At 66.8% G+C, this 14873-nt stretch carries 11 protein-coding genes, 2 pseudogenes and 1 riboswitch; of the genes and pseudogenes, 9 read left to right on the forward strand and 4 right to left on the reverse strand.

The features are described 5' to 3' along the window. Nucleotides 1–18: 18 nt before the first annotated feature. Nucleotides 19–840, forward strand: a complete 822-nt coding sequence (locus tag DW355_RS13875) for a type I restriction enzyme HsdR N-terminal domain-containing protein (protein WP_131280893.1) — start codon at nt 19–21, stop codon at nt 838–840. A 63-nt stretch (nt 841–903) separates the two neighbouring features. Here the strand turns inward: DW355_RS13875 and DW355_RS13880 are convergent, their stop codons facing one another. Further along, nucleotides 904–1263 (reverse strand): glutaredoxin family protein, encoded by a 360-nt coding sequence (locus DW355_RS13880; RefSeq protein WP_242671166.1) that lies wholly within the window; start codon nt 1261–1263, stop codon nt 904–906. Between the two features lie 332 nt (nt 1264–1595). On the opposite strand from DW355_RS13880, the gene DW355_RS18410 reads away from it, so the two are divergent. After that, entirely contained in the window at nt 1596–1961 is a 366-nt protein-coding gene (locus DW355_RS18410; protein WP_131280895.1) for a TfoX/Sxy family protein, read from the forward strand. Between the two features lie 70 nt (nt 1962–2031). Here DW355_RS18410 and aceE read toward each other — a convergent pair whose 3' ends face one another. After that, a complete protein-coding gene (aceE, locus tag DW355_RS13890) occupies nt 2032–4731 on the reverse strand; it encodes a pyruvate dehydrogenase (acetyl-transferring), homodimeric type (protein ID WP_131280896.1) in 2700 nt (899 codons plus the stop codon). 104 nt (nt 4732–4835) lie between these two features. Here aceE and DW355_RS13895 point away from each other — a divergent pair. Next, a pseudogene (locus tag DW355_RS13895) lies at nt 4836–5294 on the forward strand (Lrp/AsnC family transcriptional regulator); the annotation flags it as partial. A 32-nt stretch (nt 5295–5326) separates the two neighbouring features. Here DW355_RS13895 and DW355_RS13900 read toward each other — a convergent pair. Then, complete coding sequence (locus DW355_RS13900) at nt 5327–6865, reverse strand: methyl-accepting chemotaxis protein (RefSeq protein WP_131280898.1); 1539 nt, start codon at nt 6863–6865, stop codon at nt 5327–5329. A gap of 188 nt (nt 6866–7053) precedes the next feature. Continuing rightward, a riboswitch (TPP riboswitch) is annotated at nt 7054–7173 on the forward strand. A 72-nt stretch (nt 7174–7245) separates the two neighbouring features. Here DW355_RS13900 and DW355_RS13905 point away from each other — a divergent pair. The 6 genes and pseudogenes from DW355_RS13905 to DW355_RS13930 all read left to right on the forward strand — a co-directional run bounded on the left by DW355_RS13905 (nt 7246) and on the right by DW355_RS13930 (nt 12797). Continuing rightward, a complete protein-coding gene (locus DW355_RS13905; protein ID WP_131282741.1) occupies nt 7246–8508 on the forward strand; it encodes a purine-cytosine permease family protein in 1263 nt (420 codons plus the stop codon). Between the two features lie 5 nt (nt 8509–8513). Next, nucleotides 8514–9350: a bifunctional hydroxymethylpyrimidine kinase/phosphomethylpyrimidine kinase gene (gene thiD, locus DW355_RS13910; protein ID WP_131280899.1), complete on the forward strand. Its 837-nt coding sequence runs from the start codon at nt 8514–8516 to the stop codon at nt 9348–9350. A gap of 97 nt (nt 9351–9447) precedes the next feature. Beyond that, nucleotides 9448–10583 (forward strand): annotated as a pseudogene (locus tag DW355_RS13915) (FAD-dependent oxidoreductase). Beyond that, a complete protein-coding gene (thiS, locus tag DW355_RS13920) occupies nt 10580–10777 on the forward strand; it encodes a sulfur carrier protein ThiS (protein WP_131280901.1) in 198 nt (65 codons plus the stop codon). Before DW355_RS13915 ends, thiS begins: the two are co-directional and overlap by 4 nt. Before the next feature lie 11 nt (nt 10778–10788). Then, a complete protein-coding gene (locus DW355_RS13925) occupies nt 10789–11601 on the forward strand; it encodes a thiazole synthase (RefSeq protein ID WP_131280902.1) in 813 nt (270 codons plus the stop codon). A gap of 224 nt (nt 11602–11825) precedes the next feature. Beyond that, nucleotides 11826–12797: a thiamine phosphate synthase gene (locus DW355_RS13930; protein ID WP_131280904.1), complete on the forward strand. Its 972-nt coding sequence runs from the start codon at nt 11826–11828 to the stop codon at nt 12795–12797. Between the two features lie 198 nt (nt 12798–12995). Here the strand turns inward: DW355_RS13930 and DW355_RS13935 are convergent, their stop codons facing one another. Beyond that, the gene (locus DW355_RS13935; protein WP_131280906.1) at nt 12996–14867 is read right to left on the reverse strand and encodes a sensor domain-containing diguanylate cyclase; all 1872 of its coding nucleotides are present in this window, start codon (nt 14865–14867) and stop codon (nt 12996–12998) included. Nucleotides 14868–14873: the final 6 nt, after the last annotated feature.

Below are 14873 nucleotides of genomic sequence, written 5' to 3' on the forward strand. Positions count from 1 at the left end.
AAATCAAGGAGATGCAGGATGTTGAAAATTCCAAAGAAGGTCGTAGATCGCATTGCAGGAGACCTAAAAGCGTATCAAATCGTTGCCGCCTCTCATAAATCGAGAGATGTTTCGGAGGCAGATACGGTTACGCTCATCAAAGATATCCTTGCCGACTGTTTCGGCTTTGACAAATATTCAGAACTCACGAGTGAGCAGCAGATTCGCGGCACCTTCTGTGATCTTGCTGTGAAGATCGATGGAAAAATCAAATATCTGATTGAAGTTAAGGCAGCAGGAGTCAGTCTCAACGATTCGCACCTTCGCCAAGCAGTGAATTACGGCGCGAATCAAGGTATTGAGTGGGTTGTTCTTACCAACTCCGTCGAGTGGCATCTGCATAGAATCAAGTTTGGTCAGCCGATTGACCACGAAGAGGTTTCCTCATTCAACCTGCTTGAGGTCAGCGCTAAGAATGAAGAAGACCTAAAGAAGATGTTCCTTCTTTGTCGTGAAGGAATCGGCGCAGATGCAATGGGGGCATACCACCAGCACACACAAATCGTGAACCGCTTCACAATTGCCCAAGTACTTCTCACGGAGCCTATTGTTTCGGCAATTCGCAAGGAGGTTCGCAAGATTTTCCCTGAAATCAAGATCGATCACGAGCAGATTTCTGACTTCCTCAACAACGAGGTCTTAAAGCGCGAGGTCATTGAGGGGGAAAAAGCAAAGGAGACTCAGCAAAAGATTAGAAGAATCCTTGCAAAACAAGCCAGGCTGGCCGAGAAAAAACCGGAGAAGACTGATCAGATTGCAGTTACAGAAGAGAGCGGGGGAAATGGTGCGGAAAATGCATAGCCATTCTCTGTAGGCTCGACGATCCGCAGGGCCGGGGCCACTTAGACGATGGCGTCTGGGCGCTCAGCCTCGCAACTGCGCCAGCGCCGCCTGCAGACCCGCCACGCCACCCACGCGCTGGTCGTTGATGAAGATCTGCGGCATCTGGCGCACGGACGGGCCGCATTTTTCATAGAACGCCAGGCGCTCGGCCTCGTCATCGATGCGGATTTCCTCGAACGGCAGTGAGCGGCTCTTGAGCAGCATCTTGGCCGTGTCGCATTGCTGGCAGGCGGATTTGGAATAGACGGTAATTTTCAGGGTCATGCCCATGAGTCTAGCGAGGGCGCTATTCGCACGGGCATCGCCGCCCATTTCGATGGCTTCGCTGATCTGCACTACGCCCCGCGATTGCTCCTCCATGGCTTGGGAGATTTCGTGCATGCAGTGCCAGTGCACAACTTCCACCGCGCCGGGCCCACCGCCAGCGCGCGATTTCGGGGATGGCGCTTCAGACGGGCCTGAAGCCGCAGCGCCGCAAGTGCGGCGCATCGTCCTCTGATTTGCGGCATCGTGTTTGAACGGAGCGCCTACCTGACAAGGTGGGCGCGCAGTGAGTTATGCCGCAGCGGCTTCAGGCGCGGCTGAAGCGCGAAGCCGAAGGCCATCCCCGTATGAGCGCGCTGGCGGTGGGCCCGGCGCGGCATACCCCGCCCCGCCACTCAGTATGCTTGCGGTTCACGCCACCCACGCTGCACTGGAAAGCCTCGCCCTGCATGTCAACCAAGCGCACCGCCCCGTCGTCGCCCGGACCGCGGTCAAGCACGCGCAGTTCGTCGCGTGCGCGGAAGTCTCCGCCCTCTGCGCCCGATTCGGTTGCAGCAGAGCTAGCCGCGCAGCTCAACTTGGGGCCGAAATCAGCGCAAGCGCTCGTCGCCGCGGGCATCACGTCCCTCGAGGAGCTACGCAGCCTGGGCTCCGTCGCGGCCTACGTCACAGCCAAGCAGCACACGCCTGCAGCCACGCTCAACCTGCTCTGGGCGCTTGAAGGCGCCCTGTCGTCCCTGCCTTGGCAAACCGTCGCCCACGAACACCGAACCAGCCTGCTCCTTGCGCTGGAGCAGTACCAGAACGGCGGTTGAAGCCTCCACACAAGTGCACCTCTCGCATCGGCGCACCGGCCGATGAAGCACCTTGCCAGAGCAGGATGCGTCACGCGCTTTGGCGCGCCCCAACGCAGGCCACTTGGGCTGCTTGCACGATGCTGGCCGCATCCACGCCAAAGTGGCCACGCAAGGCCGCACGCGTGTCGCTGCGCCCAAAGCCATCGGTGCCCAGGGTGGTGTAGCTGCGGCCTGACGGAAGAGAGGCCCGCACACTCTCCGGCACGGCGCGCACATAGTCGGTGGCGGCGATGATGGGGCCTTGGCTGTCACGCAGTTGCTGGGCCACGAAGGGCGTGGTGCCTTGGGTCTGAGAGGTCAGACCGTCGCGGGCCAATTCACTCCAGCTCGTGACGCTGTACACGTGCACGCAGAACCCTTGCGCCGCCAGTTGCTGCGCGGCCTTGATCACCTCGGTCAGGATCGCGCCCGAACCCATCAGCGTGACGTGTGCCGATGCCGGGGCCGCTTGCGTCGCCTTGGGCTGGGTGCGCGCACGCGTTCGGGCCCTGCCATCGCCCGCGTCGCCGCCATCGCCATCGCCATCGCCATCGCGCGAGTAGCTCTTAAATTTGTAGCAACCACGCACGGCATCCGGCTCCGAGCCTGCGGGAAAGTCAGGCTGGGCGTAGTTCTCGTTCATCAGGGTCACGTAATAGAAAACGTCTTTCTGCTCTACCAGCATCTCGCGCATGCCGTGGTCGAGGATGACGGCCAGTTCGCCCGCGAACGCTGGGTCGTAGGCCTTGCAGTTGGGGATGGTGGCCGCCACCAGATGGCTGCTGCCATCCTGGTGCTGCAACCCCTCGCCGCCCAGCGTGGTGCGCCCCGAGGTGGCCCCGAGCAGGAAGCCGCGCGCCCGCTGGTCCGCCGCCGCCCAGATCGCGTCGCCCACGCGCTGAAAACCAAACATGCTGTAGTAGATGTAGAACGGCAGCATCGCCAGCCCATGCACGCTGTAGCTGGTGGCAGCAGCCGTCCAGCTGGCGATGGCGCCGGCCTCGCTGATGCCTTCTTCCAGGATCTGGCCATCCTGCGCCTCGCGGTAGCTCAGCACCGAGCCGATGTCCTCGGGCGCGTAGCGCTGGCCCAAGCTGGAATAGATGCCGACCTGCTTGAACAGGTTGGCCATGCCGAAGGTGCGTGCCTCGTCTGCCACGATGGGCACCACGCGCGGCCCCAGTTCACCGTCCTTGAGCAAGTTGCCCAGCATGCGCACGAAAGCCATGGTCGTGCTCATCTCCTTGCCGTCGGCCTGCAGCGCCCACTGTGCGTAGCTGGCCAGCGCTGGCACGTTCAGCGGGGCGCAATCGCTGAAGCGTCGGGGCAGGTAGCCGCCCAGCCGCCGGCGCCGCGCGTGCAGGTACTGCAGCTCGGGGCTGTCGTCGGCGGGTTTGTAGAAACTGAGGGACGTGACCTGCTCGTCGGTGAGCGGCAGGCTAAAGCGGTTGCGAAAGGCGATGAGGTCGGTCTCGTCGAATTTCTTGTGGCTGTGCGTGGTCATCTTGCCCTGCCCCGCACTGCCCATGCCGTAGCCCTTCTTGGTGTGGGCCAGGATGACGGTGGGCTGGCCGGTGTGGGCCACCGCGGCGGCGTAGGCGGCGTGGATTTTCACGATGTCGTGCCCGCCCCGTTTCAGGCGATCAATCTGCTCGTCGGTCATGCCCTGGGCCAGGCGTGCCAGCTCCGGGTTCTGGCCGAAGAAGGTGTCGCGGTTGTAGCGGCCGTCCTTGGCGGCGAAGGTCTGCATCTGGCCGTCCACCGTGTTCGCGAAGGCGCGCGCCAGGGCGCCCGTGGTGTCGCGCGCGAACAGCCCGTCCCAGTCGCTGCCCCACAAGAGCTTGATGACGTTCCAGCCCGCGCCCGCGAACAGCTTTTCCAGCTCATCGATGATGCGGCCATTGCCGCGCACCGGGCCGTCCAGGCGCTGCAGATTGCAGTTCACCACCCATACCAGATTGTCGAGGCCCTCGCGGGCGGCGAGGGTCAGGGCGCTCATGCTCTCGGGCTCGTCCATCTCGCCATCGCCGAACACGCCCCACACGGTGCGGCCCGTGCAATCCAGCAACTGGCGGTGCGTGAGGTAGCGCATGAAGCGCGCGTGGTAGATCGAGCTGATGGGCCCGATCCCCATGGACCCCGTGGGGAACTGCCAGAAGTCCGGCATCAGGGTTGGGTGCGGGTAACTGCACAGGCCGCGCGCGCCTTGGCCGGTCCGGGCCTGGGGCGAGGTGAGCTCTTGGCGGTAGTGGGCCAGATCGTACTCGGTCAAACGGCCTTCCAGGTAGGCGCGCGCGTACACGCCCGGCGCGCTGTGGGGCTGGAAGAACACGAGGTCGCCCAGACTCGCGGGGCCCTGCGCCTGGCCCTCGCCACGTGCACGGAAGAAGTGGTTGTAGCCGGTCTCGAACAAATCGGCCGCGCTGGCGTAGCTGGCGATGTGACCGCCCAGCTCGCCATAAGCCTGGTTGGCGCGCACCACCATGGCCAGCGCATTCCAGCGGATCAGGGAGGCCAGACGCTCTTCGATGGCCAGATCGCCCGGAAAGGCAGGCTGCGCGTCCACCGCGATGGTGTTCACGTAAGGCGTGGCCAGTTCAGGCTGCCAGCCGATGCGCCGCGCACGGGCCTGAGTCGCCAAGGTGTTCAGGATATGGCGGGCGCGCTCGGCGCCCTGGCTGGCGATCAGCGCGGCGAACGCGTCTTGCCATTCGGCGGTTTCCTGGGGATCGGTGTCGGGCGTGTTCATGCGCCTGAATGTAGGCAGAGACACGCAAAATAGGCTGCCGTTCTGTGCTTATCAATCCGGTACTGGCGGCATAAAATGCCGCAAAAACAAATTACCCCAGTCCAATGAACCTCGATACCACCGATTTGCGGATTTTGGACGAGCTGCAGCGCGACGGCGCGCTCTCCAATGTGGAATTGGCCCGGCGCGTGCATCTGAGCCCCTCGCCCTGTCTGGCCCGGGTCAAGGCGCTGGAGGCTTCGGGCGTGATCGAGCGCTACGTCGCCATCGCCAGCGCCAACAAGCTGGGACTGGGCCTGAACGTCTTCATTTCCATCAGCCTCAAGTCACAAAGCAAGGAAGACCTGGCCGACTTCGAGCGCCGCATCGCCGAGCACGACGAGGTGATGGAGTGCTACCTGATGACCGGCGACTCCGACTACCTCATCCGCGTGGCCTTGCCCGACATCGGCGCGCTGGAGAAGTTCATCCTGGAGCAGCTCAGCCCCATCAGCGGCATCGACAAGATCCGCTCCAGCTTCGCGCTCAAGCAGGTGCGCTACAAGACGGCATTGCCCTTGCCGAGCCGCGCCTCATCGTTTGCATCGTCGAACGCTCAGGCCAGACGGAACGACGCCACGCTGCCCACCAAGGCTTGCGACTGATCCCGCAGGCTCTGCGCGGCGGCGGAACATTGCTCCACCAGTGCCGCGTTCTGCTGCGTGGCCTGGTCGATCTGGGCGATGGCCTCGCTGATCTGCGCCACGCCCCGCGATTGCTCCTCCATCGCGTGGGCGATTTCCTGCATGTGGATCGCCACCTCGCCAATGGCCGAGGCCGCCTCGGTGACGGTCGCGCCCGCCCCGCCGACCTGGCCCGCGCCCGCGCTGATCTCCTGCACGCTGCCCAGGATCAGTTCCTTGATTTCCTTTGCGGCGGTGGCTGAGCGCTGGGCCAGGGTGCGCACCTCGCCCGCCACCACCGCGAACCCCCGGCCCTGTTCGCCCGCGCGCGCGGCTTCCACTGCGGCGTTCAGGGCCAGGATGTTGGTCTGGAAGGCGATGCCGTCGATCACGCCGATGATGTCCACGATCTTGCGGGACGAATCCTCGATGCGGCGCATGGTCTCCACCGAGGCCCCCACGGCCTCGCCCCCCTGCCCCGCCACGGTACGCGCCCGCGTGGACTGCTCGTTGGCCCGCAGGACCTGGGCGGTGTTCTCGCGCACCGAGGCCGTCATCTGCTGGATGGCCGAGGCGGTCTGTTGCAAGGCACTGGCCTGGGTTTCGGTGCGGGCCGACAGATCGTTGTTGCCAGTGGCGATCTGCACGCCGGCCGAGGCCACGGATTCTGCCGCCTGCTGCACACTGCGCACCAGGCGGCGCAGGCTATGGTTCATGTGCGCCAGGTTGCTGATCAAGGCACGCACCTCGGTGTAGCCTCTGGTGGCGTCCACCTCCTGGCTCAGGTCCCCCTGGGCCACGGCTTCGGCCAGCCGTCCAGCGACAGCCAGTCCGCCCAACACCCGACGCGTGATGCGGATGCACAAGAGCAGCACGGCGATGGTCGCCAAGGCCATGGCCACGAGCACCCAGAGGTGGGCCTCACGGGCCACATCCCCGCCGTACTGACGCACGCGCTCGCCATGGGCCTCCAGCAGGTCGCTCGGCTCCGCCAGGGATTTTTCCAGCGCCTCGAAGGCGTCGTGGAAGCCCCGCATGCCGGCCTGCGCGCCCGGCAGGTCGGTGGCCATCTGGCGTAGCAGGCGCGCCCCCATCTCGGCGTAGGCACGGGCCTGGGGCAGGACGGCGCTCACCTTGGCGCGGATGTCCGGCGGCAGGTCGATGGCCTGCAGGGCGCTCAGATGCTGGTTGAAGGTCGCGGCGTGCTCGTCCAGTTCCTTGGCGGCGGCGGCCAGGCCGGCGGCATCCTGGGCCTGGGCCGCCAGCAAGCCCTGCAGCACGCCGGAACGGATCGCGTCGTGCATCATGTCCGCCAGGGCCGCGTTCTGCATCGCATCCCCCATGGCGGTGGCGGTATCCAGCTGGTGCGTCAGGCGCTCGACCGCCAGCCAGCCGACGAGGCCCACCACCAGCGACCCCGCGCAGGCCAGCGCGCCCAGGGCCGTCAAGGCCAGCTTCAGGCTCAGTTTCATCGCCCCTCCTGAATGTCGTGTCGTGGTGGCCAGTGTCAGCCAAGGCGCCAAGGCGCGCAAGTCATGTCACGCGGCCTCACCCCACCGCCCCGCCCCAGGGAACACCTGACCACCGTCAAGAATCGCCAAAACAGATCGGCGCCGGACCCGTCGACACGCGTAAAATCCGCCCCACGCTCCACACGGGGCGCATCCGCTAGGGGTGTTGCCGCGACTCCCGGCCGCAAGGCCAGGAACACGGTGACTGAGAAAGTCCCTTTGAACCTGATTGAGGTAATCCTCGCGCAGGGAAGCCGCTCCAGTTGTCCACTCAAGACACCGATCCGCTGGAGCCCAGCCCACCTGCCTACGTTATTCCGGAATTAACGCATGGCATCCGCATCGAACAACGGCGTCAACGACGCAACGACCCCCTCTCCCCCGAGCGCCGCGCCTTCGGCTTCCATGACCACGCCTCGCTCTGGTTCAGCCTGGGCGTGGGCCTGCTGGTCATGCAGGTCGGCGCCTACCTGATGCCTGCGCTGGGCACGCGGGAGGCACTGATCGCCATCATCGCGGGCTCCATCCTGGGCGCCTTCCTGCTGGGCTGTGTGGCCAAACTGGGCGCGGACAGCGGCCTGGCCAGCGCGGGCCTGATGCACGCGGTCTACGGCCGACGCTTCGCTGTGCTGCCCATCGTGCTCAACATCGTGCAATTGATCGGCTGGGGCAGCTTCGAGCTGGTCGTGATGCGCGACGCGAGTGTGGCCATCACCGGGGCCTCGGCCGCCTGGGTGCCCTGGCTCGCGACCCTGTTCTGGGGCGCCATCGTCGCCCTGCTGATCAGCGGCTCCATGGTCACGCTCGTGCGCAGGCTGATCGCGCGCGTGGCATTGCCGCTGGTGGTGCTCTCGCTGCTGTGGCTGAGCTGGCAGTTCCTCTCGATGGCCCAGACCCAAGGCCTCGCGGCCTTGTGGAACCGTCCGGGCGAAGGCGGCATGGGCGTGCTGTCGGCGCTGGACCTGGTGATCGCCATGCCCATCTCCTGGCTGCCCCTGGTGGCCGACTACGCGCGCCACGGGCGCGATGGCAAGTCCGCGCTGCGCGGCACCTGGCTGGGTTACGCCCTGGCCAATGTCTGGTGCTACGGCCTGGGCGTGCTGGTCGTGCTGACGCTGCCCAGCGCCAACCTCGTCACCGCGCTGCTGCTGGCGCAAGGGGGGCTGATCGCGCTCTCGCTCATCCTGATCGACGAGGTGGACAACGCCTATGGCGATGCCTACTCGGGTGCAGTGTCCAGCCACAGCCTGCTGCCGAAGAAAAGCATCCGCTTCTGGGGTTTCATCATCACCGCCCTGTGCACGGCCTGCGCCCTGGTGCTGCCCATGCACGCCCTGGAACCCTTCCTGCTGATGCTGAGCTCGGTCTTCGTGCCGCTCTTCGGCGTGATCCTGGGGCGCCTGGCCTTCGGCGCAAACACCGTCCAGTTGCTCGCCAGCGCGCGGGCCGTGCACGTCGGCCCCCTGCTGATCTGGCTCGCCGGCATCGCGGTCTACCATGGCGCGCCCATGCTGACTTCCGTGGTCGGTTTCCAGACCGGCTCGGCCTTGCCCGCGCTGGCCTTCAGCTTCGCACTCGCCTACCTGAGCCGCGACAAGGCATGACGGCCATGCGACGCTACCCGCGCGTGCTCTCCATCGCCGGCTCGGACAGCGGCGGTGGCGCCGGCATCCAGGCCGATCTCAAGACCATCGCGGCGCTCGGCGCCTATGGCATGACGGCCATCACCGCGCTGACGGCGCAGAACACCCAGGGCGTCACCGGCATCCACGCGGTGCCGCCGGAATTCCTCAAGGCGCAGATTCAGGCCGTGGTGGAAGACATCGGCGTGGACGCACTCAAGATCGGCATGCTGCACGCGCCCGAGATCGTCGAGGTCGTGGCCTGGGCCATACGCCACTACGGCATCGAACGCGTGGTGCTGGACCCGGTCATGGTGGCCACCAGTGGCGACCGCCTGATCGCCGAAGCGACGGTGAGCGTGCTGGTCAAGCAGCTGTTCCCCCTGGCGATGGTCGTCACCCCCAATCTGGATGAAGCCGAGCTGCTGCTGGACCGCAAGATCGACGGCGTGACGGCGCTGGAGAGCGCGGCGCGCGAACTGCTGGCCCTGGGCGCGAAGAACGTGCTGCTCAAGGGCGGCCACCTGCCCGGCGACGAGGTGGTGGACGTGCTGCTATCGCGCGACAGCGCCCCCCTGTTCCTCAAGGCCCCGCGCATCGGCAGCGACAACGTGCACGGCACGGGTTGCACCCTGTCCTCGGCCATCGCGTCCTACCTCGCGCTCGGTCATGAACTGCAAGACGCCGTGCGGCGCGCGCGGGCCTGGATCCAGGGTGCCATCGCGGCAGGCAAGGACGTGCGCACCGGCGGACTGAACGGCGGCGTGGGCCATGGCCCGCTGAACCATGGCTATGCGCCCGTGGCCATGCGGGTGCTGGGCTGAACCCAGGCGAACGCACCCCCAAAAAACGCAGACGAGCAAAGAGACCATGCCCACATCGCGCGCTTCATCCTCGGCCCTGGTGCTCGGCGCGGGCCTCATGGGCCGGTTGCTGGCCTGGCAGCTCGCGCGCCGAGGCTGGCGCGTGACGGTGCACGAGGCCACGGCGGGCGACGCGCCCGCCAACCTCGCGGGCGTGGCCCCGGGCGCGGCCGCGCGGGTGGCGGCGGCCATGCTGGCACCGCTGGCGGAATCGGCCATCACCGAGCGCAATGTGGTCGAGATGGGCCGCTACGCCCTGACGCGCTGGCCCCAGTTGCTGGCACAGCTGGCGCGGCCCGTGTTCTTCCAGCAGGAGGGCACGCTCATCCTCTGGCACCGGCAGGACACGGCCGAAGCCCGGCGTTTCGCCGAACTGCTGCGAACCACGGGCGAGCAAGTACCGCAGTTGCCGCGCATGCAGTCCCTGGATGCTGCTGGCGTGCACGCACTCGAACCTGGCCTGGAACAGCGCTTCGCCCAAGGCCTCTACCTGCCCGGTGAAGGACAACTCGACAACCGGCAACTGCTCGCCGCCCTGTTGCACGAGCTGCAGGCCTTGGGCGTGACCTTGCACTGGAACAGCCCGCGCGCGCCGGAAGACCGGCCGAGGCCGGAGGACGGCCCGGTGGACTGGGTCTTCGACTGCCGCGGCCTGGGCGCGCGCGCTCAGACAGCGCCGCGCGATGATGACAATGGAATGCACGCCACTTTGCGCGGCGATGGACCTGGAGCGCACGCCGCTTTGCGCGGCGTGCGGGCGAGGTGGCCCGGGTGCATGCGCCCGAAGTGAAGTTGACGCGGCCGACGCGACTGATCCACCCGCGCTACCCGATCTACATCGCGCCCAAGCAGAACGACCTCTACGTGATCGGTGCGACCGAGATCGAGAGCGAGGACATGTCGCCGCCCAGCGTGCGTTCCACGCTGGAGCTGCTGAGCGCGGCCTACGCCGTGCACCCGGGTTTCGCCGAGGGGCGCATCATCGAGATCGCCGCGCATTGCCGCCCTGCCTTGCCGGACAATCTGCCCGAGATCCGCGTGACACGCGGACCCGGCGCGCCGGTCATGCGCATCAACGGCCTGTACCGCCATGGTTTCATGATCTCCCCCGCCCTGCTGGACGCGGCGCTGGAGATCGTCGAACAGGACCGCCACACGCTCGCCGAGCAACTTGAACTCAGGATCGCGGCATGAAAGTGCTCATCAACCAACAGACCCATGAACTCGACGGCTACGCCACGCTGGCCGACGCCGTCGCGGCCATCGAGGCCAGGCCGCCGTTCGCGGCCGCGGTCAACACCCAATTCGTCCCCAGGACGCAATACGCGCAACACCCCCTGTGCGATGGCGACCAGGTGGAAATCATCTCTCCCGTCACCGGCGGATAAGCGGAGGCCGAATGAAGAATGACCTGATCCACGACGACCCGCTCGTCCTCTACGGCGAGACCTTCCCCAGTCGCCTGCTGCTGGGCACCTCGCGCTACCCCTCGCCCGCAGTGCTGGAAGCGGCCGTGCAGACCGCCCGGCCCGCCATGCTGACGGCATCGCTACGCCGCCAGGGAGCGGGTTCTGTGTCGCCGGAAAGCGGCCAGGCCTTCTGGCAGTTGCTGCGCAAGCTGGGCGTGCCCGTGCTGCCCAACACGGCAGGCTGCCACAGCCCGCGCGAGGTCATCACCACCGCGCAGATGGCGCGCGAGGTCTTCGAGACCGACTGGATCAAGCTGGAACTGATCGGCGACGACTACACCCTGCAGCCCGACACGCTGCGCCTGGTCGACACGGCCGACCAGTTGCTCAAGGACGGCTTCAAGGTACTGCCCTACTGCACGGAAGACCTGGTGCTCTGCCAGCGCTTGGTGGACGTGGGCTGCCAGGCCGTGATGCCCTGGGCTGCGCCCATCGGCACCGGCAAGGGGCCGGTGAACCCCTACGCCATGCGCCAGCTGCGCGAGCGCCTGGACGTGCCGCTGATCGTGGACGCGGGCCTGGGCCGGCCCTCGCACGCCTGCACGGTCATGGAATGGGGCTACGACGCCGTGCTGCTCAACACCGCCGTGGCCCTGGCGCGGGACCCGGTGGCGATGGCCGGCGCCTTCGCCGCCGCCGTGCAGGCCGGGCGCGCGGCCCACCTCGGCGGCGCGATGGACGAACAGGACGCGGCCCAGCCCTCCACGCCCGTGCTGGGCACGCCCTTCTGGCATGCAAAATGAACACCCCCAGGCTACGCGCCTCGTTGGGCGCGTCTCCCACAAACCTACGCCAGAGGCGCAGGCTCTTCGATCTGTCCAAGCCTGCGCAGGCAGGCTTGGAGCCGCAGCCCTCAGCCCTTGCAGGGGGCAACGCCAGTGGCTAAGGCCTTGCCGGCTCCACGGCGTTCCCCGCATCATTCGCTTCTTGAGGTCCAAGCTTTGCTCAACGTGAAAGCGCCATCGACGTGACCCCGCTGACCACCAACGCGCGCGCCATCGTCGCGGCCCATCCCGACAAGGCCATTCCCGTCGTCGGCCAGCCGCAGCCACGCTACAGCCTCGATGACCCGATCTACCGCGCCGCCCTGCAGGCGGCACTGGCCCTGGGTTTCATCGAAGTCGACGCCGAATGCCTGGCGCGCGCCTGGCTGGCGCAGTCGCGGCGCACCGGCCGTTTCGACCCAGACCTGTGGCCAGTCCAGGCTTCGGACTTCGGCCTGCGCCCGCGTGACGAGGGCACCAGCGCTTCGGGGGCGTCGAAGGCCTTCGCAAGCTGCCCACCCCGTCTGGGCGTCTACGCCGTGCTGCCGGACGCGCAGTGGGTGGGCCGCATGGCCCAAGCCGGCATACCCACACTGCAGCTGCGTTTCAAATCCCCGGACCCGCTGGCCGTGCGGCGCGAAGTCCGCGCCGCCATCGAAGCCGTGAGCGCCACCCACCGGCAAAGCGGCTCACGCAGCCTGCTGTTCATCAACGACCACTGGCGCGAGACCCTGGAGGTCTTGGCGACCGACGCGAGCCACCTCGACTTCCTGGGCGTGCACCTGGGCCAGGAGGACATGGATGCGGCGGCCATGGTGGAGGGCTTCGAAGCCCTCCGGGCCAGCGGCCTGCGCCTGGGCCTGTCCACCCACGGCTACGCCGAGATGCAACGCGCCGCCGCGCTGCAGCCCAGTTACATCGCCATGGGCGCGGTCTACCCGACCACGCTGAAGCAAATGGCCACCGCACCGCAAGGCCCGGGCCGGCTGGCCGTTTATGCGCGACTGGTGCAGCAGGCGGGCTACCCCGGCGTGGCCATTGGCGGCATTTCGGCGGCGGAACTGCCCGTGATCAAGGCCACCGGCGTCGGCTCCCTGGCCGTGGTGCGCGCCATCATGGCCGAGGCGAATCCAGAAGTCGCAGCAGCCCATTTGATGGCGGACTGGGGCACATGACCACTCCACTCTAAATACCCGGGCACTCGCGGAACTGGCAATGCCCTAGCCGCTGAGTCGTCCCCCCTGCCACAGAAGGTTGGCGTTCAGGGGGCCGAGGGCTGCGGCTCCAAGCCTGCCCGCGCAGGCTTGGACAGGCCGAGGAGCCATTGCCTCTGGCAATCGGCACCGGGCGCGCGTAGCGCCTCAGGGGGAGGATCATTCCACCTCCACCCGGTTGCGCCCGGCTTCCTTGGCGCGATAAAGCGCCGCATCCGCGCGCGAGAGGGCGGCGTCCGCCGCGCCATCGTCCGGACTGAGAATGGCGACGCCCACGCTGACCGTCGCGTGGATCTGCCGTGCACCCCAGGCCAGCGGGCGCGCGGAGACGGCATCGCACAGGCGCTGCGCCCAGATGCGCGCATCTTCCATGCCACTGCCTGGCAGGATGACCGCGAATTCCTCGCCACCGAGGCGCCCCGCAGTGTCGGTGCCACGCAGCTCGTCGCGCAGCAGATCGGCGAAATGGCGCAGCAGGCTGTCGCCTGCCGCGTGGCCGTACTGGTCATTCACGCGCTTGAAGTGGTCCAGGTCCAGCATCAGCACGCAAGCGCGCAAGGTATTGCGGCGGCGCACGCGTTCCAGCTCGCTTTCCAGGTTTTGCATGAAATGGCGACGGTTGGCCAGTCCGGTCAAGGCATCGGTGCTGGCCTGCTCGCGCAACTCGGCCTCCAATTGCTTGCGCTCGGTGATGTCGATGCGGCTGCCGACCAAGTGGCCACTGCGGGTACGGTGCTCGCTGTACTGCACCCAGCGTCCATCGCGCAGCGCCTGCTCGTAAGGCAAGCCGCTCGCGGAGCGACGCGCCTGCATGCGCTCGGCCAGCCAGGCCTCTTCGTGGCCCTGCGCCTCGGGGAACAAGCCGCTGGCCAGCGCCGCGCGCATCAGGTCCTCGAACTGGATGCCCGGGTGGTCCAGCAGGTGGCGGATTTCCTTGTAGAGATCCTGCATGGCCTGGTTGCTCATGACCAGCCGGTCCTGCGCGTCGTAGATGACGATGCCGACCGAAATGCTTTCCAGCGCGTCGCGCAGCAGGGCCGAGGCCTCGTCAGCCTGCCGCCGCGCCGCGATGCGTTGCCCCTGGATGGCACGCATGCGCAGCAGCAGGAAGCTGAAGAGCGCGGCCAGCAGCACCACGGCGATGGCGATGAAAAGGAGTTCCCCCCGCCAGCCCTCCAGGGCGTCGCGCTCGGACATGCCCACGACGGCATAAAAGGGATGTTCCTCCAGCTTGCGGAAGGCATAGAGCCGAGGCAGGCCATCGAGGGTCGGCGTGTAGCGCTCGCGCCCTCCCATTTCGCCCGCGCTGACCCGGCGCTGCACGGTCTCGCCCGCTGACAAACCGAAGCTGTAACCCGGATCCAGCGGGTGCTGCAGCAGGGGCTTGTGCGTGCGGCTGCCGAACACCGCCAGCAGGCTGTCCGGCGGCAGGTCCATGTCCAGGAACCAACGCCGGAAATGGGCGAGGTTCAAGGTCGCGTTGACCATGCCGAGCAGATGCCCCGAGCCGTCACGCACCGGTGCGTAGACATCGACGGCCAGTCGGTCCGCGGACACACTCGCCATGTCCAGCGCATCGGCATAGAGGATGGTGGTCTTGGTGTTCTGGCGCAAGACCCGCAGTGCCGTCTGAGCCCCGGGCTCCGGCGAGGCGGCGACACCTTGCGGGGGGGCCGTGCCGTACAGCAGGCGCCCCGTGCGGTCCCAGACGAAGAACTGCCCCAGTTCGGGAAAGCTTTCCTGGTAGGAGCGCAGCAGGCCCAAGACCTCTGCGTTGTGACTGCTCCTCACCTCCCGGCTCAGCGCCGCGCGCGGCAGGCGCTGCGCGATCTGGTGCAGGCTGCTTTCGACGCGACGCAAGCCACCGGACAGTTGAGCGTCCAGCGTCTGCACCAGATGGTCCGCATGGTCACTCGCGCGCGCCAGCGCCAGGTCATGCCCGCGCTTGAGCTGCCAGGCCAGGATGAGTACCAAGCCGGCATACCCCAGGGCCAACCAGAACAGGGGAACGCGGAGCTGGCGCATGGGCATGGTCGG

It is taken from the genome of Hylemonella gracilis, from assembly GCF_004328645.1.
GTDB lineage: Bacteria > Pseudomonadota > Gammaproteobacteria > Burkholderiales > Burkholderiaceae_C > Hylemonella > Hylemonella gracilis_B.